This window comes from Streptomyces sp. NPDC005263 (assembly GCF_042872365.1).
Taxonomy (GTDB): Bacteria; Actinomycetota; Actinomycetes; order Streptomycetales; family Streptomycetaceae; genus Streptomyces.
Window position 1 is genome coordinate 14149 of the sequence record NZ_JBIAKJ010000007.1, and the last position, 20890, is coordinate 35038.

General features: G+C 69.0%; 18 protein-coding genes and 2 pseudogenes. 11 read left to right on the forward strand and 9 right to left on the reverse strand.

What is annotated here, in order from left to right; genetic code table 11:
- The first annotated feature begins 100 nt into the window (after positions 1-100).
- Both ACFYRY_RS28700 and ACFYRY_RS28705 read left to right on the forward strand, forming a co-directional pair.
- Entirely contained in the window at positions 101-571 is a 471-nt protein-coding gene (locus tag ACFYRY_RS28700; RefSeq protein WP_389151707.1) for an SseB family protein, read from the forward strand.
- Positions 572-811: 240 nt separating this feature from the next.
- Entirely contained in the window at positions 812-1783 is a 972-nt protein-coding gene (locus ACFYRY_RS28705) for a pirin family protein (protein ID WP_389151710.1), read from the forward strand.
- A gap of 85 nt (positions 1784-1868) precedes the next feature.
- Here ACFYRY_RS28705 and ACFYRY_RS28710 read toward each other — a convergent pair whose 3' ends face one another.
- Positions 1869-2810 carry a Bro-N domain-containing protein gene (locus ACFYRY_RS28710; protein ID WP_389151712.1) on the reverse strand — a complete coding sequence of 314 codons (942 nt, stop codon included), beginning with the start codon at positions 2808-2810 and terminating at the stop codon, positions 1869-1871.
- Positions 2811-2973: 163 nt separating this feature from the next.
- Between ACFYRY_RS28710 and ACFYRY_RS28715 the strand changes: the two are divergent.
- Positions 2974-4005, forward strand: a pseudogene (locus ACFYRY_RS28715) (AI-2E family transporter); the annotation flags it as partial.
- Here the strand turns inward: ACFYRY_RS28715 and ACFYRY_RS28720 are convergent.
- The gene (locus ACFYRY_RS28720; RefSeq protein ID WP_389151715.1) at positions 4002-6233 is read right to left on the reverse strand and encodes a SpoIIE family protein phosphatase; all 2232 of its coding nucleotides are present in this window, start codon (positions 6231-6233) and stop codon (positions 4002-4004) included. The pseudogene ACFYRY_RS28715 and the gene ACFYRY_RS28720 overlap by 4 nt on opposite strands.
- 205 nt (positions 6234-6438) lie before the next feature.
- Between ACFYRY_RS28720 and aspS the strand changes: the two genes are divergently transcribed.
- From aspS to ACFYRY_RS28735, 3 genes are all read left to right on the forward strand, one after another.
- The gene (gene aspS / locus ACFYRY_RS28725) at positions 6439-8202 is read left to right on the forward strand and encodes an aspartate--tRNA ligase (protein ID WP_389151718.1); all 1764 of its coding nucleotides are present in this window, start codon (positions 6439-6441) and stop codon (positions 8200-8202) included.
- A gap of 117 nt (positions 8203-8319) precedes the next feature.
- Entirely contained in the window at positions 8320-9270 is a 951-nt protein-coding gene (locus ACFYRY_RS28730; protein WP_389151720.1) for an intradiol ring-cleavage dioxygenase, read from the forward strand.
- 164 nt (positions 9271-9434) lie between these two features.
- Positions 9435-10778, forward strand: a complete 1344-nt coding sequence (locus tag ACFYRY_RS28735) for an MFS transporter (protein ID WP_389151723.1) — start codon at positions 9435-9437, stop codon at positions 10776-10778.
- Positions 10779-10858: 80 nt separating this feature from the next.
- Here the strand turns inward: ACFYRY_RS28735 and ACFYRY_RS28740 are convergent, their stop codons facing one another.
- Positions 10859-12295 carry an FG-GAP repeat protein gene (locus tag ACFYRY_RS28740; protein WP_389151725.1) on the reverse strand — a complete coding sequence of 479 codons (1437 nt, stop codon included), beginning with the start codon at positions 12293-12295 and terminating at the stop codon, positions 10859-10861.
- 187 nt (positions 12296-12482) lie between these two features.
- On the opposite strand from ACFYRY_RS28740, the gene ACFYRY_RS28745 reads away from it, so the two are divergent.
- Positions 12483-12902 (forward strand): hypothetical protein, encoded by a 420-nt coding sequence (locus ACFYRY_RS28745; protein ID WP_389151728.1) that lies wholly within the window; start codon positions 12483-12485, stop codon positions 12900-12902.
- 85 nt (positions 12903-12987) lie between these two features.
- Here the strand turns inward: ACFYRY_RS28745 and ACFYRY_RS28750 are convergent, their stop codons facing one another.
- Positions 12988-13404, reverse strand: coding sequence for an ATP-binding protein (locus ACFYRY_RS28750; RefSeq protein WP_389151730.1), 417 nt, complete (start codon positions 13402-13404; stop codon positions 12988-12990).
- 207 nt (positions 13405-13611) lie between these two features.
- Between ACFYRY_RS28750 and ACFYRY_RS28755 the strand changes: the two genes are divergently transcribed.
- Both ACFYRY_RS28755 and ACFYRY_RS28760 read left to right on the forward strand, forming a co-directional pair.
- A complete protein-coding gene (locus ACFYRY_RS28755) occupies positions 13612-14460 on the forward strand; it encodes a helix-turn-helix domain-containing protein (protein ID WP_389151732.1) in 849 nt (282 codons plus the stop codon).
- Positions 14461-14462: 2 nt separating this feature from the next.
- Entirely contained in the window at positions 14463-14645 is a 183-nt protein-coding gene (locus ACFYRY_RS28760; protein ID WP_389151734.1) for a DUF397 domain-containing protein, read from the forward strand.
- 46 nt (positions 14646-14691) lie between these two features.
- Here ACFYRY_RS28760 and ACFYRY_RS28765 read toward each other — a convergent pair whose 3' ends face one another.
- Positions 14692-15057 carry a PH domain-containing protein gene (locus tag ACFYRY_RS28765; RefSeq protein WP_389151736.1) on the reverse strand — a complete coding sequence of 122 codons (366 nt, stop codon included), beginning with the start codon at positions 15055-15057 and terminating at the stop codon, positions 14692-14694.
- Positions 15058-15260: 203 nt separating this feature from the next.
- Between ACFYRY_RS28765 and ACFYRY_RS28770 the strand changes: the two genes are divergently transcribed.
- On the forward strand, positions 15261-16607 hold the full coding sequence (locus ACFYRY_RS28770; RefSeq protein ID WP_389151738.1) for a polysaccharide lyase family 1 protein: 1347 nt from the start codon (positions 15261-15263) through the stop codon (positions 16605-16607).
- Positions 16608-16822: 215 nt separating this feature from the next.
- Here the strand turns inward: ACFYRY_RS28770 and ACFYRY_RS28775 are convergent, their stop codons facing one another.
- Positions 16823-17434, reverse strand: a complete 612-nt coding sequence (locus ACFYRY_RS28775; protein WP_389151741.1) for a hypothetical protein — start codon at positions 17432-17434, stop codon at positions 16823-16825.
- Between the two features lie 130 nt (positions 17435-17564).
- Here ACFYRY_RS28775 and ACFYRY_RS28780 point away from each other — a divergent pair.
- Positions 17565-17756, forward strand: a pseudogene (locus ACFYRY_RS28780) (MFS transporter); the annotation flags it as partial.
- A 90-nt stretch (positions 17757-17846) separates the two neighbouring features.
- On the opposite strand, the gene ACFYRY_RS28785 reads toward ACFYRY_RS28780, so the two are convergent.
- From ACFYRY_RS28785 to ACFYRY_RS28795, 3 genes are all read right to left on the reverse strand, one after another.
- Positions 17847-18728, reverse strand: a complete 882-nt coding sequence (locus ACFYRY_RS28785; RefSeq protein WP_389151743.1) for a hypothetical protein — start codon at positions 18726-18728, stop codon at positions 17847-17849.
- A gap of 15 nt (positions 18729-18743) precedes the next feature.
- Positions 18744-19604 (reverse strand): helix-turn-helix domain-containing protein, encoded by an 861-nt coding sequence (locus ACFYRY_RS28790; protein WP_389151746.1) that lies wholly within the window; start codon positions 19602-19604, stop codon positions 18744-18746.
- Positions 19605-20188: 584 nt separating this feature from the next.
- The gene (locus ACFYRY_RS28795) at positions 20189-20785 is read right to left on the reverse strand and encodes an NADPH-dependent FMN reductase (RefSeq protein WP_389152951.1); all 597 of its coding nucleotides are present in this window, start codon (positions 20783-20785) and stop codon (positions 20189-20191) included.
- Positions 20786-20890 lie beyond the last annotated feature (105 nt).

The following is a 20890-nucleotide window of genomic DNA, read 5'->3' on the forward strand; positions in this document are numbered from 1 at the left end:
ACGTACCAATAAGTAGCTCCGATGATGCTACCCGTCGGTAATAAGAAGCAACCCCCAACCGGCCAAGTGTGAGAAGGGTCTAGTCGGTACGCTTGCGCGCATGTACGGCTACGACCAGAACGTCGGTGCTCAGCAGCAGTACGCCCCGCCGCAGCAGCCCATGTCCGGCGCGGGCGGCTACGGACAGCAGTCGCCGGCCTACCCGGAGCCGTCCCCGCCCTCGCTCGCCGACGCGGTGCGCGCCTTCACCACCGGCCAGGTGACCGCGGAGGACTTCCAGCAGGTCTTCGCGACCTCGAAGGTCTACTGTCCGCGCGGCGACAACCCCGGCTTCCTCGCCCTGCACAACACCCAGCAGCCGGTGATCCCGATGTTCACCTCCCTCAAGGAGCTGCGCCGGTACGCGGGCAAGGAGTCCAAGTACTTCGTGATCACCGGCTCCGAGGTGATCGACCTGCTCCCGACCGGGTACGGCTTCGTCCTCGACATGGAGGGCGAGCACCGGATGGTGTTCGACGCGAAGGCCGTGGAGCAGATGGTCGAGTTCGCCATGCGGCGGATGTACGGCTAGAAGCCCCTGGCATCGGCGTAGCCGCCCTTGAGGCTCGGCCAAGAAGGCCGAGTTGATCGCCTGAGCCTGGTTGAGTGGTCACAGGAGGCCGGTGCCCCGCGCGGGGCACCGGCCTCCTGGCGTTGTCCGCGTCCGTCGCCCCCTCCCGGAACCCGGTGGGAATTCCTGCACCGCTGTGCCGGTTAGGGGTGGCAGAAAGTTCAACGCTCAACTAAACTCGGAGCACAAGGAGGTACCGACATGCCTGCAGTGACCGTCGAGAACCCGCTGACGCTGCCGCGAGTCGCCGCACCCGCGGACGCCGTGGCCCGTCCCGTACTCACTGTCACGACCGCGCCGAGCGGTTTCGAAGGTGAGGGCTTCCCGGTGCGCCGGGCGTTCGCCGGGATCAACTATCGCCACCTGGACCCGTTCATCATGATGGACCAGATGGGCGAGGTGGACTACGCGCCAGGGGAGCCGAAGGGCACCCCGTGGCATCCGCACCGCGGCTTCGAGACCGTCACCTACATCATCGACGGGATCTTCGACCACCAGGACAGCCAGGGTGGCGGCGGCACCATCACCAACGGCGACACCCAGTGGATGACGGCCGGCTCGGGCCTGCTGCACATCGAGGCCCCGCCGGAGCACCTCGTCACGTCCGGCGGTCTCTTCCACGGGCTCCAGCTGTGGGTGAACCTGCCGGCCAAGGACAAGATGATGCCCCCGCGCTACCAGGACATCCGCGGCGGCAACGTCCAGCTGCTCACCAGCCCCGACGGCGGCGCGCTCCTGCGCGTCATCGCGGGCGAGCTGGACGGTCACGACGGTCCCGGTGTCACCCACACCCCGATCACGATGGTCCACGCGACGCTGGCGCCGGGTGCGGAGCTCACCCTGCCGTGGCGCGAGGACTTCAACGGTCTGGCGTACGTGCTCGCGGGCAAGGGCGCGGTGGGCGCGGAGCGACGTCCGATCCACCTGGGGCAGACCGCGGTCTTCGGCGCCGGTTCCTCGCTGACCGTCCGCGCGGACGAGAAGCAGGACTCCCACACCCCGGACCTTGAGGTCGTCCTCCTCGGCGGCCGGCCGATCCGTGAGCCGATGGCCCACTACGGCCCGTTCGTCATGAACACACGTGACGAACTCCAGCAGGCGTTCGACGACTTCCAGAAGGGACTGCTGGGGACGATCCCGGCGGTTCACGGGATGACCGAGGGCGGGCTGTAGATCTCCGGTACGGTACGACAGGGCCCGAAGCCGCAACCTTGTTTTGCGGCTTCGGGCCCTGTCTCGCTCCGGTGGCCTTACGGCGTTACGGCAGTACGTAGATCGGCGCTCCCTCCCGGCTGCATCCCACCTGTCGCATGCACCCCCTCTTCAGCAGCATCCGCAGGCAGTCGTGGACGCGGTCTTGGGGCAGGCCCGTGCGGTTGGCGATCTCCTCGATGCGAGGAGTGGTCTCGCCCTGTACCAGCGCCGGGGCGAGGCAGGCCGCGACCGAGTGGACGTCGTCGGTGATGACGAGGTTCTTCGCCTTCCAGGCGGCGAGGAGTTGTTGGGCCGTCAACCTCGGTTCCGGAGTGGAGCCGGTGCTTTCGGTGGGCCGTCGGTGGAGAGACTGAGCGAGGCTCTGCAGCGCGTCGGCGATTCTGTCCTGACTGAGGCTGATCTGCCGGAGCAGATCATTGCGCTCCCCGGCGGAGGCCGCCAGCATCTCGTCCGCCGCCAAATTGCGATCTTCGAGTCGCATGATGGCGTCGGCGACCTGCTGGGGCATCAGGTAAGCGGTGCCGCCGGTGGCGGGGAGGGGTACGGGGGCCGGCTCCAGGGAGTAGGTGCCTTCGCGCTGGACGGTGGTGATGACGTCGGAGACCCATGCCTTGAAGGGCTGGGACTCCGGCTTCGTGCAGCCGTTGACGAGCTGGATGAGGCCGCGAAGGTTGACCAACTTCATGTGCTTCTTGAGCCCGTGACCTGCAATCTTGCTCGAACCGTCGATCCTGTCGACGGTTCGTGCAAGATCGTCAAGAGATGCTGTGTGTTCTTGCGCGACGCCGTGACGCAGTGCATCCCGGGTGTTCGTGTAGCCGAGTTCAGTGGCCACGTCCACTGCCGGAAACCAGTGCGTCCCATCCGGCAAGGTCATCCTCCGCACCCGCGCCCCCGTGGCCGCGAACACGAAGTCGTTGATGTCGATCGCGTCCTGCTTCCGCTCCGCCGGCTGGTCCGGCGGTGTGTTGTTCTGCTCGTACATCGAGCATCACCTCCGCTTCGGAAGGTAGGCACAGGCCCGCGCAACTCGCGTTTACAGCAAGGATGTTCACTCGAAAGTGGATCAAGGTGTCGAACATGCGCACCTGAATCCATTCGGCGGGCCGCAGCGCGACACCGAACCTGACATATGGCCAGATAGGAGCGTGCACGCACCCCGACCGCTCCTCCCCGATCCCGTCCGGCGGCTCGGTGCCTGGTGTGCCGTCGTCCTGCTGGTCGCCGGGGTCGTCTACGTCGGGATCCGGCTCTGCGTGGAGTTCCGTACGGCGGTCGTGCCCGTCCTGCTCGCCCTGCTCGGGACCGCTCTGCTCAGGCCGCTGCACCGGCGGCTGGTGAAGGCGAAGGTCAACCGGTCCCTCGCCGCCGGGCTCACCTGTGTCGCGGTGGTCTGCGTCGTCGGTGGAGCCGTGTACATCGTGGTGGCCGCGCTCATCGACACCGGGGACGAGATCGTCAACTCGCTCAAGAGCGCGGCGCAGGGAGTCGCGGAGCACTTCGGGGCGGCCGGGACCTCGCTGGACGACCTCGCCTCCAACGCGCGGGAACTCCTCGGCAAGTTCGGGGGGACGGCGGCCTCCGGTGTCATCAGCGGGGTCAGTGTCGTCGGCGAGACCATCGCCATGGCCGTGCTCGCGCTGCTGCTCGTCTTCTTCTTCCTGCGGGACTCCGACAGGGCCGCCGACGCCCTGCGGTCCGTCGCCCCGCGGCACAGTGGTGACCTCATCGATGCCATGGCCCGGCGGGCCTTCGAGGCGGTCGAGGGGTTCATGCGGGGGACCACGCTGATCGCCTTCATCGACGCCGTCTGCATCACTGTCGGGCTGCTCATCCTCGATGTGCCGGGCGCCGTCGGTCTGGGCGCGCTCGTCTTCGTGGGGGCCTACATCCCCTATCTCGGCGCGTTCCTCTCCGGCGCGCTCGCCGTGCTCGTCGCGTTCGCCGACCGCGGGTTTGTGATCGCGTTGTGGGTGCTCGGGGTGGTGGTCGCGGTGCAGGTGCTGGAGGGGCACGTGCTGCAGCCGGCGATCCAGAGCCGGACCGTGCAGATGCATCCGGCGATGGTGATGCTCGCCATCACGGCGGGAGCCTCGGTGGCGGGGATCCTGGGGATGCTGCTCGCCGTGCCGTTGACCGCCGCCGCCTTCGGCGTCATACACGAACTGCGGACGCGTTACGGAGTCCCGGTGGAGTCTTCGGCGAACTCGCCGGACGAGCCTCCTTCGGGCCCGTCCGAAGGTCCGTCCGAGGGCCCGTCCGGTGACCCGTCCAATGGCACGTCCGGCGCCTCGTAGAGCTCGAACCAGATGCTCTTCCCCTCGCCCCGCGGATCCACCCCCCACGCGTCCGCGAGCAGTTCGATCAGCATCAGACCGCGTCCGGAGGAGGCCAGCTCGCCCGGGCTGCGCCGGTGCGGGAGGTCGTCGCTGGTGTCGGTGACCTCCACCCGCACCCGGCGCCGACCCGGCCCGTCCGGCCCGTCCGGCCCGCCCCGCACCTCGGCCAGCAGCAGCGCGTCCGCGTCGGTGTGCACCAGGACGTTGGTCAGCAGCTCGGACAACAGCAGCACCGCCGAGTCGACCTGGTCCGCCGACCTCCAGTCGTGCAGCAGCTCCCGCAGCTGATGGCGGGCCACCGCCACCCGTTCCGGTTCCGCCTGGGCCACCGACAGCATCGTGCGCCGGACCATGGGGCGTATGACCACCGTGTCGCCGCAGCCGCAGCCCTCCCCCTGCCGGCACAGCAGGAGTACCGCGATGTCGTCCTCGCGACGGTCGGCCAGCGAGCCGGTGGTGTGGTGGGAGGACGGCCCGTGGACGCCCTGGACCAGGGCGTCGGCCAGTTCCTCCAGGTCACCCTCGTGTTCCTCGAGGATCCCGCGGATGCGTTTCCAGCCGGTCTCGATGTCATGGCCGCCGGTCTCGATCAGGCCGTCGGTGCACAGCAGGAGCGTCTCGCCGGGTTCCAGGGTGATCCGGGTGGTGGGGTAGTCGGCGTCCGGGTCGATGCCCAGCGGAAGGCCGCCGGCCGTCGGGCGGGCCAGGACCGTGCCGTCGGCCATACGGATCGCCGGGTCGGGATGGCCGGCCCGGGCGACGTCCAGGATCCCGGTCGTCGGATCCGCCTCCACGTACAGGCAGGTCGCGAAACGCAGGTCGGCGGTGTCCGGGTCGCCGTAGCTGATCCCGTGCAGAAAGCGGGACGCGCGGGAGAGGACCGCGTCGGGGCGGTGACCCTCCGACGCGTACGCGCGCAGCGCGATGCGGAGCTGGCCCATCACGCCCGCCGCCCGCACGTCATGACCCTGGACGTCACCGATGACCAGGGCGAAACGGCCGTTGGGCAGCGGGATCATGTCGTACCAGTCGCCGCCGACCTGGAGACCGCCGCCGGTGGGCACATAGCGGGCCGCGACGCTCATCCCCGGGATCCCGGGACCGAGGGAGGGGAGCATCGACCGCTGGAGGCCGTCCGTCAGCTCCCGTTCCGACTCCGCCAGGCCCGCCCGGGACAGCGCCTGCGCGAGCATTCTCGCCACGGTCGTCAGGACCGAGCGCTCGTCCGGCGTGAACGCCACCGGGTAGGCGAAGGCCGCCATCCACGCGCCCATCGTGCGGCCGGCCACCGTCAGGGGAAGGAACGCCCAGGAGTGACGGCCGAAGTGCTGGGCGAGCGGCCAGGCGGCCGGGTAGCGGGACTTGTAGGCCTGGGGCGTGGAGAGGTAGACGGCACGGCCGGTGCGGACCACCTCGGCCGCCGGGTAGTCCGTGGCGAGGGCCATGTGGGAGAAGGGGCTCTCGTCGCCGGGCTGCTGGCCGTGCTGGCCGATGATCGTGAGGCGGTCGCCCTGCACCCCGAAGACGGACAGGCCGTCCGGGGAGAAACCCGGCATGGACAGGCCGGCCGCGACCCGCAGGACCTCCGCAGTGGACCGGGCCTCGGCCAGCGCACGGCCCGCGTCCAGCAGGAACGCCTCGCGGGAGCGGCGCCAGTCGCCGGTGACCGGGGTGCGCGCGGCGGTACCCGGCGGCGGCTCGGCGACCTCCTGGAGGGTGCCGATCAGCTCGTACTCGCCGGTGGTCGGGTCGACGAGCGGCTTGGAGCGGCTGCGCACGGTACGGATGACACGGCCGCGTTCGTCCATGATCCGCAGCCGGGCCTCCGCGAGGGTCCCCTCGGCGGCGGCGAGCCGGACTATGCCGTCGATCTCGTTCCAGTCGATGGGGTGGAAGCGGGAGCGCATGGCACCCTCGGTGAGGGTGATCGGCCGGGCGGGCAACCCGACCAGCCGCGCGGCCTCGGCGTCCAAGATGACGAGCCCCGCGTCGTTGTCCCAGCGCCACAGGCCAGTCGCGAGAGCGACGAGGGCCTCCCCCACGGCGGGCAGGGGCTCTCCAGTACGCATTGGCCCACTTTATGGAGAGGCGGTCGGAGACTGCCACTGATCCGCGGACCTAAATGGTGGGGAGTCGATCTCGGGGTGCCCGGTACGCTTGGCGGAGTTTCACGTGAAACAGCCGCGCGAAACACAAGCGTGCAACGGACGCGTGCGACAGACGCGTGCGGCGTGTGCGACAGACCCCGATCCGCGAAGACTGGATGAAACGACGATGCACCGGTACAGGTCCCATACCTGCGGCGAGCTCCGCGCCACTGACGTCGGCACCGACGTCCGGCTGAGTGGCTGGCTGCACAATCGGCGCGACCTGGGCGGCATCCTCTTCATCGATCTGCGCGACCACTACGGCATCACGCAGCTCGTCGCCCGTCCCGGCACGCCCGCCTACGAGGCCCTCGACGGGCTGACCAAGGAGTCCACGGTCCGCGTGGACGGCCAGGTCGTCTCCCGTGGCACGGAGAACGTGAACCCGGACCTGCCGACCGGTGAGGTCGAGGTCGAGGTGAGCGAGGTCGAGCTGCTCGGTGCCGCCCAGCCGCTCCCCTTCACCATCAACGCCGAGGACGGCGTCAACGAGGAACGGCGCCTGGAGTACCGCTTCCTGGATCTGCGCCGCGAGCGCATGCACCGCAACATCATGCTGCGCACCGCGGTCATCTCCGCGATCCGGCACAAGATGGTCACCCTCGGCTTCAACGAGATGGCGACGCCGATCCTGACGGCGACCTCCCCCGAGGGCGCCCGCGACTTCGTCGTCCCCTCCCGTCTGCACGCGGGCCGGTTCTACGCCCTGCCGCAGGCGCCGCAGCAGTTCAAGCAGCTGCTGATGATCTCCGGCTTCGACCGCTACTTCCAGATCGCGCCCTGCTTCCGGGACGAGGACGCGCGCGCGGACCGTTCGCCGGGCGAGTTCTACCAGCTCGACGTCGAGATGAGCTTCGTCGAGCAGGAGGACGTGTTCCAGCCGATCGAGCAGCTGATGACCGAGCTGTTCACGGAGTTCGGCGGCGGCCGCGAGGTCACCTCGCCGTTCCCGCGCATCCCGTTCCGCGAGGCGATGCTGAAGTACGGCTCCGACAAGCCGGACCTGCGCGCCAAGCTGGAGCTCGTCGACATCACCGACATCTTCGCGGGCTCGGAGTTCAAGGCGTTCGCCGGCAAGCACGTGCGCGCGCTGCCGGTGCCGGACGTCTCGGCGCAGCCCCGCAAGTTCTTCGACCAGCTCGGTGACTACGCCGTCTCGCAGGGCGCCAAGGGCCTGGCTTGGGTGCGCGTCGCCGAGGACGGTTCGCTCTCCGGCCCGATCGCCAAGTTCCTCACCGAGGAGAACGTCGCCGAGCTCACCAAGCGGCTGTCCCTGGCCGCCGGCCACGCCGTGTTCTTCGGCGCGGGCGAGTTCGACGAGGTCTCGAAGATCATGGGCGCGGTGCGGGTCGAGGCCGCACAGCGCGCCGGGCACTTCGAGGAGAACGTCTTCCGGTTCTGCTGGATCGTCGACTTCCCGATGTTCGAGAAGGACGAGGACACCGGGAAGATCGACTTCTCGCACAACCCGTTCTCGATGCCCCAGGGCGGCATGGACGCCTTGGAGAACCAGGACCCGCTGGACATCCTGGCCTGGCAGTACGACATCGTCTGCAACGGCGTCGAGCTGTCCTCCGGCGCGATCCGGAACCATGAGCCGGACATCATGCTCAAGGCGTTCGGGATCGCGGGTTACGACGAGGAGACCGTCGAGCGCGAGTTCGCCGGCATGCTGCGCGCGTTCCGCTTCGGCGCCCCGCCGCACGGCGGCATCGCGCCCGGCGTCGACCGCATCGTGATGCTGCTGGCGGACGAGCCGAACATCCGCGAGACGATCGCCTTCCCGCTCAACGGCAACGCCCAGGACCTGATGATGGGCGCGCCGACGGAGCTGGACGAGACGCGGCTCAGGGAGCTGCATCTGTCGGTGCGCAAGCCGCAGCCGAAGTAGCTTCGACAGCGAGGGTGGCTCGGAACCGACATCGGTTCCGAGCCACTTTCGTACACAGGGCTCTCACTCAGCTCTTACCCATGTTCCTGACAGGCGCCGTCCCTAGCTTCCCTTGTCATGACCGGAAACCAGCAGGCCGATGGGCCTCAGCACAAAAGGGATCTGACGCGCCGCAAGGTCGTTGTGGCGGGTGGCGCGGCGGTGGCCGCCGTGGGCGCCGGAAGCGTCCTCGCCATGTCGGCCTCCGCGGACGAGGCGTCCACGGCAGCGACCGCGGCGGGCAAGGCGTCGAGTACGTCGACCGCCGCGGAGACGTGTTACAAGCTCACCTCGGAGACCACCGAGGGCCCCTACTACATCGACGCCGACAAGCTCCGCCGGGACATCACCGAGGACAAGGAGGGCATCCCGCTCACCCTCACCCTCAAGGTGATCGACTCCGAGACCTGCAAGCCGATCAGGAACGCGGCCGTCGACATCTGGCACTGCGACGCGCTGGGCATCTACTCCGGCTACAAGAGCCAGTCGACCGGCGGCGGCAGCGCCCCGACCGACGCCCCCACCGGCACGCCCACCGGCACGCCCACCGGCACCCCGACGGGTGAGCCGCCGTCCGGCGGGCCGTCCGGCGGACCCGGCGGTGGCGGGGGCCACCAGGAGCCCACCGACGACGAGCGGTATCTGCGCGGCACCTGGAAGACCGACAAGCAGGGACAGGTCACCTTCAAGACGATCTTCCCGGGCTGGTACCGGGGCCGTTGCGTCCACATCCACACCAAGGTGCACGTGGACGGTGAGTGGACGGACGCCGGCTACGAGGGCGGGCACGCCTGCCACACCGGTCAGTTCTTCTTCGACGAGGCGTCCGTGCTCGCCGCCGCCGAGGTCGAGCCGTACTCCACCAGCACCACCGAGCGCACCACGCTCACCGAGGACACCATCTACGACCAGAGTGGCACCCAGGGCGGTCTGCTCAAGCTGAAGTACAACAAGAAGAACATCGCCCGGGGCGTTCTCGGCACCCTCACGATGGGCGTCGCGCCGGACGAGACGAACGACGGCACCTGATCATCGCCCGGGTCAATGGGTATCGCATGGTTTACCCGGTTCACCTGGTTCCCATATGTGAACCTCGTACCAACCCATTGACCCGGAAGATCAGCCTCCGTAACGTCCCTCAGTGCCCGCGTGCGTGATTGCAGTTCACGTATGTGCACCGAGGGGAGACAACGATGTCGGAGCCCGTCACTCCACCCGACGCCGAGCGCCGAGCCGTCGGCAAGTTCCTGCGCCGCATGCTGCCGATCCTGGTCCTGATGCTGCTGGTCAACCAGATGGACCGGACGAACGTCGGGTTCGTCCAGGACGAACTGCGGGCCGATGTCGGGGTGAGCGCCACCGCGTACGGTCTCGGCGCCGGCCTCTTCTTCATCGGGTACGCGCTGTTCGAGGTGCCGAGCAACATGCTCCTGGAGCGCTTCGGCGCCCGGGTCTGGCTCACCCGCATCATGATCACCTGGGGTCTGGTGATCGTGGCGATGTGCTTCATCCACAACGTCACGATGTTCTACGTCCTGCGTTTCCTCCTCGGTGTCGCGGAGGCGGGCTTCTTCCCCGGAGTGCTCCTCTACTTCACCCAGTGGCTGCCCGACTCCAGCCGGGGCCGGGCGAGCGCGATCTTCCTGGGCGGTTCGGCCACGGCGTACATCGTGACGGGGCCCATCACGGGCGCGCTGCTCGAACTGCACGGAGCGGGCGGCTTCGCCGGCTGGCGCTGGATGTTCGCCCTGGAGGGCGCCTTCTCGATCCTCGTCGGTGTCATCGCCGGGTTCTTCCTCGTCTCCCGGATCGAGGACGCCCGCTGGCTCAGCCGGGAGGAGAAGGACGCGCTGAGCGCGGCGGTCGCCCGTGACGAGGAGGCCCGCGCACGCGCCCCCAAGGTGTCCCGCCTCAAGCTCATTCTCCATCCGCAGGTCGCCCTGCTGACCGGCGTCTTCTTCGCGATGGCCCTCACCGGCTACGCGATCACCTTCTGGCTGCCGAGCCTGGTCGACGACATCGGCGGGCTCTCCCCCTTCCAGGTCGGGCTGCTCACGGCCATCCCGTGGATCTGCGCGGTGATCGCGATGTACACGGTGAGCCACTACACCGACAAGGCGCCCGACCGCCGCCCCTACCTGGCGATCGCCCTGGTCCTGTCGGCCGTGGGCACCTTCCTCGCCACCCTGGGCTCCCCCTGGTTCGGACTCGCCGCGCTCACCCTCGCCGCGGTCGGCGGGAAGTGCGCGGCCACCCTGTACTGGCCGATGGCCCAGTCCGGACTCGACCTCAAGATCGCCGCACCGGGACTGGCCGTCGTCAACTCCATCGGAAACCTGGGCGGCTTCGTCTCCCCCACGCTCTTCGGCTACCTCAAGGACACCACCGGCAGCACGAACGGCGGCCTGTACACCCTCTCCGCGGCGTCACTGCTCGCGGTGATCGGGGTGGTCTTCATCAGGAACACCCGGGGGATGTCCGACGCCCCCGCGCGGACCACCGTCCCGGAGCCGGGTGCGCGACCGGCCGTCTCCTGAACACCGGAAGACACGAGAGGGCGCCCGGGGGATCGCACCCCGGGCGCCTTCGTCACGATGTGGCCGGACGCGGGCGTCCGTCAGATGATCCAGAGCAGGCCGTTGCCGCCGAGGTACGTGCTGTCCCGTTGGGTGAGGCCGACCGAGGATGCCGAGAACAGGCGGCTTCCGGTGGCGGTCGGGCGGGAGCCGGCACCGGGGAACACCCAGACGGCCCCGGTGTAGTTGTTCTCGCCGGGCGCCCCGACGAACAGCTCGGGCTTGCCGTCCTTGTTGATGTCCCCGGCCGAGACCGTCCCGCCGAAGTGGTCGTAGGCCTCGGAAGCCCCCGGGACGCCCGCGGTGTCCTGGGAGAAGGAGTATGCGCCGGTGCCGAGCGCCCCCGAACGGCGGCCCGGGACGACGGTCACCTGGCCCGCGTCGGCCTTGGCGAGGTCCTCGTACGGCGAGCCGACCACGATGTCGCCGAGGCCGTCCCGGTTCAGGTCGGCCACGGCCAGCGCGCCGCCGAAGTTGTCGTCCTTCTCGCTCGCGCCGGGTATCCCCGCGGTGTTCTGCGTGATCTGCACGGGCTTCGAGTCGGTCTCGATGCCGCGTTTCGAGCCGTACCACACCAGGACGCGACCACCCAGCGTGCCGTCGACGCCCGCGACGTCGGGATCGTCGGGGTCGCCCGCCACCAGATCGGCGTACCCGTCGCCATTGAGGTCGCCGGTGGCGGTGATCAGGCCGTTGCCCTGCTGGAGTTCCTCTCCGATGGCCGGGTTCGCGTACACCTGGCCGCCGCTCAGGCCCTGCAGCCGCGTGGTGGCGACGGTCGGCTCGGGGACGGTGTCGCCGTCGAAGTCGCCGAGGGCGACGGCCTCGGTGGAGGGAGTCTCCCGGTTGTACGCGACGGAACCGAAGGTGCCCGTCCGGCTGAACGGTCCGCTGAAGAACACGGAACCGTCGTAGCCGGCGACCGCGACACGTGTCTTCGTGCCCGGTCCTGTGCTGAGCGCGGCGACATCGAGGCCGTAGTACGTGGGATCGTCGGATGCCGTGGCCGGCGTCGGCAGGTCCGTGCCGCTGGTCAGCCCGTTCCTGCTCCCCCACAGAACCGTGACCGCGCCGGCGTCGGTGCCCTTCGTGCTGTCCTCGTTCGGCGACGACACCACCAGGTCGGCATATCCGTCCCGGTTCAGGTCTGCCGTCGCGGTGGCGGTGCCGAAGCCGTCGTGGGCCTCGGCCGTGCCCGGTACGCCCGCGGAGTTCTGCGTGATGGTCTTGCGCCGGGGCGCCGACAGGCCGGCGGCCGACCCGTACAGCACGACCACCGCTCCCGCCGCCTCCTTGCCGGACACGTTCGCGCCCGGCGCGGGCAGCACGGCGTCGCGGTAGCCGTCGCCGTTGAAGTCACCTGGCACGGCTCCGTGCACGGCCGCAGCGGGGGAGGCGACCAGCAGCGAGGCCCCCATCAGTCCTGCGAGCAGGACGGCGGCCGGTCTCCAACCGCCTCTGGATAAAGCGCCGTTCATGTGAGTGAGCCCCCTCCGCCTCAGACGCACCTGGTGTGCGCCGACGTCACACGCGGATCCTAAGGCCGGGCACCTCATGGGCGCCGCACAGATTTCTCGCGGGGGACGCACAGGGGTAAGCGGTCTCATGGGGAACACGACAGCCGTACGACTCGCGTACGACCCGGAGTCGCCGGAGGTGGAAACCGTGACATTCGCAGTTCTGCTCTCCCTGCTGCTGATCGCCGGTGCGGTGGGCGCGGCCGTCGCGGCGCGCCGCGCCCACCGGCCGGACGCCCTGCCCGACCTGTCCGAGCTGTCCGCCCTGGACGGGGAGGCCGAGGCCAACCGGTGGGTGGTACGGCTCGGCGGCAGCCTGTCCGCCCTCGACGTACGGACCCTGGCAGGCGCCGACCGTCACGCCGTCCAGTCCCTGACGGACGCCACCGAACGGCTCCGCACCGCCCGCGCCCAACTCGCCACCGCCCGCTCCGGTACGGAGTACGCCCAGGTGAAACGCACTGCCGTGGAAGGACTCCAGCACGTCAGCGAGGCCCGGACCGCCCTCGGGCTCGACTTCGGAAGGCCCGTTGCCGGGGACGTCCCCCGAGCCGGATCAGCTACGTAGAACGCGCGGTGCCCGCCGCCCCAAGAGAGGGGGACGAGGACCGGCCGACGGATGGCGATCACCGTTTCGCGTGTCGCAGCGACGTTCAAGCCGTCACGCCCAGTTCGCACCACACGTACTTCCCCCGGTTCCCGTGCCTCGACAGTGGCTGCCAGCCCCATACGTCGGCGCAGGCGCGGACGAGGGCGAGGCCGCGGCCCTCTTCGGCGTCGGTGAGGCACGCCAACTCATCCGGTGGTTCGGGTGGTTCCGGGTCGGCGTCCCACGCGCCGATCCGCAGGACCCCGGCCGACCATCGGACGCGGAGGGCGGCGGGGCCCTTGGTGTGGCGTACGGCGTTGCCGACCAGCTCCGACGCGAGGAGTTCGGCGGTGTCGACGAGGCCGATGAGGCCGTGCATCGTGAGGATGAGGCGGAGTGTGCGGCGGCTGATGGTGACGGCTCGGGGGTCCTGGGGGATGTACAGCGTGTACTCCCAGGGTTCGGTTTCGGGTTCGGGCATGGGTGGACTCCGTTCGGTGACGGTGGGGGGCGGCGTCCGCGGGCGGTGGCATTGCCGCGTCCGCCATGGCAGGGCGGAGCGATGCGCTTCCGGGGTCCCGGTTCCGCAGAGTGTGCGTCGCGTCACTGACGGTAGAGTGAAAAATTAGCCTGGCGCAACTCGTTGTCGTAATCTGGTAACTCGTTGTCATGGAAGTGGGGAGGCGGGGTGCCACGCAAGCAGCCGACGGTGCGGCAGGAGCGGCTCGGGCGCGAGTTGCGCAAACTGCGCGAGGCGGCGGGGCTGTCGGCCCGGGAGGCAGCTCAGATGCTGGGCACGATCTCGGTGACGATGAGTCGGATCGAGTCTGGCGTCACCGGCGTCAGTGAGGCGCGGCTACGACGGATGGCGACTCAGTACGCCTGCTCGGAGCGGGAGTTGATCGACGCGCTGGTGGAGTTGGCGACTGACCGTACGCGCGGATGGTGGGAGGAGTACCGGGACCTGCTCGCGCCCACCTTCCTCGACTTGGCGGAGCTGGAACATCACGCGCGTTTCCTCAAGGTGATCGCGACCGCTCATGTGCCGGGGCTGCTCCAGACCGAGGACTACGCGAGGGCCGTGTTCAGGTACTGGGTTCCGGAACTTCCCCCGGATGAGATCGAGTTGCGTGTTGCTTACCGCATGCGTCGCCAAGTGGTCGTGTCTCGCGAGGACGCGGTGCCGTACGAGGCGGTCCTGCATGAGTCCGTGCTGCGGACCCGCGTCGCCGACCGGCGGGTCGCGCTCGCGCAGCTCGGTGAGCTGCTCAAGCAGTCCGAGCGGCCGAACGTCTCCCTACGGTTGATCCCGTTCGACGTCGACGGATTCGGCGGGGCCAGTTCGGCGCTGGTGTACGCGGGCGGACGCGTGCCCGCGTTGGACACGGTGCAGCGGGACACCCCCTACGGATCGGCCTTCCTGGATGCCGCTGCTCAGCTTCTCGCCATGCGAACACTCTTCCGTAAGGTGGAGTCGGCGTCCCTCGATCCTGCTCAGTCGCGGGACTTCATCCACCGTCTGGCGAAGGAGCTGTAGACGTGATCCAGTGGCAGAAGTCCACGTATTCCGGCGGAGCGGACGGTAACGAATGCGTCGAACTCGCCCCCGGAGAAGCCTCGTTGCTCCTCCGTGAAAGCGACGCTCCGGCCCGAATACTCACCGTCGCCCCCGCCACCCTCGCCGCCCTCCTGGACCACCTCCGCGACGCTCCCACCCGTTGACCCCCGTCACGAACCGCCCGGGCGTCACCACCCGGGCGGTGTCGCACTACCGCGCCACGAACTGCGTGAGGATCGCCTGGACCTCGTAGATGTCGACGCCCTTGGTGAAGGTCTTCTCGATCGGGACGGAGTTGCCCGAGACCCAGATCTTCAGCTCGGCGTCGAGGTCGAAGGTGCCGGCCGTCTCCACCGCGAAGTGGGTGATGCTGCGGTACGGGATGGAGTGGTACTCCACCTTCTTGCCGGTGATGCCCTGCTTGTCGACCAGGATCAGGCGGCGGTCGGTGAACAGGATGACGTCGCGCACCAGTTGGTAGGCGGCCTGCACCTGCTCACCCGCGCCCAGCAGCCGCGCGTAGTCCTGCTGCGCCTGGCTCGGGTCGACGGTGTGTGCGTTTCCGAACATTCCCATGTGGATCCCCCCATGTGGTTGGCTCATGTGGCCGGGCGCGTCCCGTTACGCCCCGGCTTCACATGATCTTCGTGCTGTATACCGTTCGAGGGGCAAGTGTGTACAGGGGTGCGAGAGATGTGATCGCGAGCGGCAACCCTTTCGGGACCCGCGGCCACTGACGGGGTGACAGTACGTCCCACGCACCCTAAGGACCCCCCTTCGTGGCCACCCCCTCACACCGCCGGTCCCTCCGCAAGCGACGCACCCTCGTGGTCTCCGCCGCCGCCGTCGCGGCCGCCGGCCTCGGTGCCTCCTTCTTCGTGATGAACGCGAACGCGGATGCCGTCGACCTGTACCACCAGACGCTCGCCGCGAAGGACGGCTGGGCGTCCTCCGGCACCGGAACCACCGGCGGTACGAAGGCCGACGCCGCGCACACCTTCACCGTCAGCACGCGCGCGCAGCTGGTGAAGGCGCTGGGGTCCGCCTCCGACACCACCCCGCGGATCATCAAGGTCAACGGCACGATCGACGCCAACACCGACGACGCGGGCAAGAAGCTGACCTGCGCGGACTACGCGGCGGGTACGGGGTACTCGCTGTCGGCGTACCTGAAGGCGTTCGACCCCGCCACCTACGGCCGCTCCAAGCTCCCGTCCGGTACCCAGGAGACGGCCCGCGCCGCCGCCCAGTCCAAGCAGGCGAAGAACATCGTCTTCAAGGTGCCGGCCAACACCACCGTCGTCGGCTTACCCGGCACCAAGGCGGGCATCACCGGCGGCATGCTCCAGATCCAGAGCGTGGACAACGTCATCGTCCGCAACCTCACCTTCGCCGCCACCGAGGACTGCTTCCCGCAGTGGGACCCGACCGACGGCGACGACGGCAACTGGAACTCCAACTACGACTCCGTCACCCTGCGCGGCGCGAGTCACGTCTGGGCGGACCACAACACGTTCACCGACGCGCCCCACCTCGACAGCGCCAACCCGAAGTACTACGGCCGCGAGTACCAGATCCACGACGGGTCCCTCGACATCACCAAGGGCTCCGACCTGGTGACCGTCTCGCGCAACCAGTTCACCAACCACGACAAGACGATGCTGATCGGCAGCAGCGACACCGACAGCGTCGGCAAGCTGCGGGTCTCCATCCACCACAACGTGTGGAAGGGCATCGTCCAGCGCGCGCCGCTGGCCCGCATCGGCCAGATCCACATCTACAACAACTACTACGACGTCACGACCCTCAACGGCTACGCGACGCAGTACAGCATCAACTCCCGCGCCAAGGCCCAGGTCGTCGCGCAGAACAACTACTGGAAGCTCCCGTCGGACGGAAAGGTCGCCAAGCTGCTGAGCGGCGACGGAACCGGCGCGGTCAAGGGCTCCGGCAACCTCGTCAACGGCACGGCCACCGACGTCGTCGCCGCGTACAACGCCGCCTCGTCAAAGGACCTGAAGACCACGGTCAACTGGACCCCGACCCTGACGGCGGGCCTGGAGACCTCCGCGACGAACCTGCCGACGTCCCTGGGGACGACGACCGGAGCAGGCGTCCTCAAGTAACACCCAAAACGCGCGAGGGCCGGGATACCACGAGCCTCCCGGCCCTCGCGTCCCAGGCGGGAAGCCCGAGCACGCGAATCACGCGAGGCGCCAGGCTCGAGTCAGGCCTGGCGCGGCTTGCGCGGCTGGCGTGCGGCCCTCGGCCTCGGACTGCCCGGGGCCAGGCCTCGTGCGCTACGACGTGCTCCTCACCGATGAGCTCACCTGGTAGTCGCTCAGGACTGGGAATCGGCCCAGAAGTTGAAGATTCTCGAGAAGCCCGCCCGGACGGCGCCGCGCCGCGTGAGCACGGACCTGTCGACGCCGGAGAAGAGAACCGCGAGGGAGACATCGGCGGGCAGGACTCGGCCCGCCGCCTGCACGGCTACTTTCCTGCCGCTGCCGATACCCGACTGCCGCACCGTGATGACGACACCAGGGTCTTCGGCGTCGGGCTGCCGGGACAGCTTGTACGCCCGGCGGTTGATCGCGGTGAGCCTGTACGCGTCGCCCAGGTAGGTCATGTGCAGGGAGCGCCCCTGGTGCGTAAGCGCCCACCGTGTCCGGTTCATCCGGACGAGCCCGTCGCCCACCCGGAGCGTTGCGCGGTTGAGGGTCGGCATCGACACGACGTCCGTGTGCGCTCCACGCGTCTCGAACGTGGCCGTGGGGATCAGGGCACCGCGCACATCCGTGACGATTGCATTCGGCACGTCCCGGCCCGCCGGGTATACCACCCGCATGTCGCCGAGCTCCGGTGAAGTGCCCTCCCAGCCGAACTTCGTTCGCCCGACGGGCTGTTTTTCCTTCCAGTACCTGAGCGTGAACGGGCTGATGGTCGTGTGCATGTTGTTCCTCGCCAGTCGAACGGGTTGAGGGCGCTGCCCAGCCTCTTCGCCCCGTCGGAAATACCGTCCCCGACGTCCGAGGCCTTGTCGCCCATCCAATCCCCGCGCCCCGGATCCAACCGGCGACTCACGGGCCACCTTCGGCACCGCCGCCGGCATGATCACGGCCGCCACGCTGCTCCTGCCCGGTCTCGGCCAGTGGAAAGCCGGAGCCATCGCTCTCCTCATCGTCTGGGGCGTGGCATACGGGGCAGTCCCCGTCTCCTCCCAGACCTGGTTCACCAAGGCGACCCCCGACACCCCAGAAGCCGCTTCCGTCATGGCCGGACAACACCTGACCAACACGGCCTCTTTCAACCCCGGGTGAGAGGTCGTTCCGGTCGGGCAGTCTGACAACGCTGCCGCCCAGCTGTCAGTCCTCGAAGATGTCCTCGGCTGTTGGGGCGGTGACGGCGCGCCGAAGCCAGCAACTAAGGATCTCCGGGTCTCCGCAGTCGGTGATGCGCTCCCGGGTGTCCTCACGGACGTCGATGCCACGCTCGGCCAGGACAGCCAGGACGTCCTCGGCGGCGCGGCGCGTCTCGCCCTCGGCCCGGGCTTCGTCGCGGACTTCCTCGAAGAGGGCCGACTTGTAGAAAGAAAGGTCCACGGCCACCAGTTTCCTCCATTGCGCTGCGGCAGGCAGGCTACCCAGGCCCTGAGAGACGAATTCGATGATGGGGTTCTTGATGGTGTCCTCAGTGTCGCGCAGAACCGTCGTCATCGCTTTGAGCATGGCCCCGATGTCCGGGCTCTTGCCGTGTGTGATCGCGGACAGTGTGGCGAGCGCGAGGTCCTTGCGGACCTCGGTGGGGTCGGTGATCAACGGCATGTTGTGCGGGCCCGCGACCAGCGGGCGCAGGGTGAGCAAGGGCCACTGTCGGGGGCCGAAGTGGACCGGTTGCGCTGCCCATTCGGCAGTCGCGCGTTCCTGGCAGACGACCAGCAGCATCGGCTGTAGCCGGTACTTCGTGAGCAGGTGCGACGCGTAGTACGCCCAGCTCGCGAGCTTGTCCGGGTCCTTCTTGCCCTGGGCCTCGATGGCGAGAAGAAGTGGCTCGTCGTCTTCCGTCTCCAGCCGCAGCAAGGTGTCGACGCGACGTTCGATCGGGCGGGTGTCGGTGAGGTCGTTGGGCAGGACGGTGACCGAGGTCGGTGGGGGGAAGTCGACGCCGAGCACCTCGGAGACCCGGGAAAAGAGGTCCGGGTGCTCCTGGAAGATGCGGTGCATCGCCTCGTGGGGCGAGCTGACCATGGGTTTCCCTCGTACTCAAGGGCGTTGGCGGGCGGCTAGGCAGTCGCCGCACACGCCTGGCTCCGGGCCGCGGTAGCCGCGGTCGCAGCCTTCGCAGTTCCGGAGTGGATGCCGGACGGCCGGTTGTGGTGAGGGGGCTCGGAACGGGGGCGGGGGTGGGAGCTGGGCGGCCAGGCGGTGGGCCAGGAAGGCGGCCGGGCGGTGCAGGGGCTCTTGGGGGAGGTTCGTGGTGAGGGCGGCGCGTACGGCGGTGGGAGTGAGGTCGCGTTCCAGCCAGGCGGCAACTCCGGGCGCGAGGTGCTGGGCATCGGTGGCGGAGAGGAGGAGGCGGGGGTCCGCGCGACGCAGGCCGGCGAGGAGGTCGGTGGCTGCCTGGAGGAGGGTGGGGGACATGTGCGTGGGCCTGGGGACCGCCGGGAGTTTCTTGCGGGGTGGTCGGTTCGGCGGGGCGGGCCGTCGGGCGGGTGTCCGTGCGTTGTCGGATGCCGTTCCCTGGTGGCCGGGCTGGTTGCAGGAGACCGTGCGGGTGACGATGCGGCCGTCGGGTGTGCGTTCGCGGGTGCGCCGCAGGTAGCCGTGGGTCTCCAGCTCGCGCAGGGCGGCGGCGATGCGGGTCGGGCCCTCGGGGAAGCGGGCGGCCAGGGTCTTGATGTCGGCGGGTGCGCCGGTGGGGAGGGACTGGATGTGGACGCCAAGTCCGATCGCGAGTCCGGACAGCTCCGGGTGCTGGGCGAGGTGGTTGCCGATCACCGTGAAGCGGGTGGTGTGACGGGCGTTGTCGTGCACGACGCCGGAATGAGGGCGCCTGTGGGGGTGGTTTTTGCCCGGGATACGGGACTGGGCGCGCGGCGGCGCGCTAGGGTTTTCGGTGTCCATCGGGAAGCTTTCCTCTTCCTCGGTGGTCAGGCCCTCGCACTGGGATTGCACTCCCGGCGGGGGCCGTCGCATTTTCTGCCGCATGTCGCGGTTGTGCTCTGTGTCGCGCTGAGCGTACGGCAGACAACCGGTCCCGAATCCAGCCGAGTTGGGCATATTCACTCGCGGGAGTGAGTTTGCGCTGCGGGCGGGAGGGGTGGGGCTTGGTGGGGTTCTTTCTCCCCGTGGTTCTTGAAAAAGACCGCCGGTCGCACCGGAGCATGGTTCGTCATGCTCCGGTTTGTGAAGGTTCAGTTCGGGCCGGACGGGCTTGCGCGGGACGGGGCCGGGAGGTCGGGGCCTCAGCGGTCGACGAGGGCCTCGAGGCCGGGGCATCCGCACCCCTCGAGACCCGGCTCAGGTCTCGTACTGGCCGTCCCACGGATCCCCGACGAACCTGCCGACGTCCCTGGAGACGACGACGGGAGCGGGCGAGCTCAAGTAGCACAAAAGACGCGCGCGGGCCGGGTGACCACGAGCCTCCCGGCCCTCGCGTCCCAGGCGGGAGGCCTGCGGCTGCGGGCCGGGCCGCGACGTTGTCACGGTCACACCGGGTAGGGAGTGGCGTCGCGTGCAGAGCGGAGCGCGCCCGCCCACCAGGCCAGTTGGTCGAGCAGCGTCTTGGCGTACCCGAAGGTCTCAGGGGCAAGGGGACGGCCGTCCTGCCACGCCGTGAAGTAGTTCGGGAAGGCGAGACCATCGCGAATCGTCACCGCGTGCAACTCGGTCAGCACGTTCTCCAGGTGCAGCACCGCGTGCCGGCCGCCTGCCGCACCGCCGTAGCTGACGAAGGCGACGGGCTTGGCTGTCCACTGGGTGAAGTGCCAGTCGATGGCCGCCTTCAACGACGCGGGGTAGCTGTGGTTGTACTCCGGCGTGACCACGATGAACGCGTCAGCGCCCTCCAGAGCCGACGTCAGTGCCGCCATCCCGGCGGGACGGGGGTAATCATCGCCGGCGTACTTCGGCGACACCGCGGGAAGCGCCAATGGGATGTCGATCTCGGCCAGATCGACGACTTCGACATCGAAACCACCCTGGACACCGGCCTGTTCGGCGACCCATGAGGCCACTGTCGGGCCGAATCGTCCTTCCCGGACGCTTCCGATGATGATCACCAGCTTGTGCTTGTTCTTCTCCATGCCCACCACGATCAGCCCGCACCGTGGCGCCAGCCAGACCGTGCTCAGGCTGGCCCCAGCAGGGCCAGCCTGAGCAGTCGGCGATCAGCAGTCGGCGCCGTATGC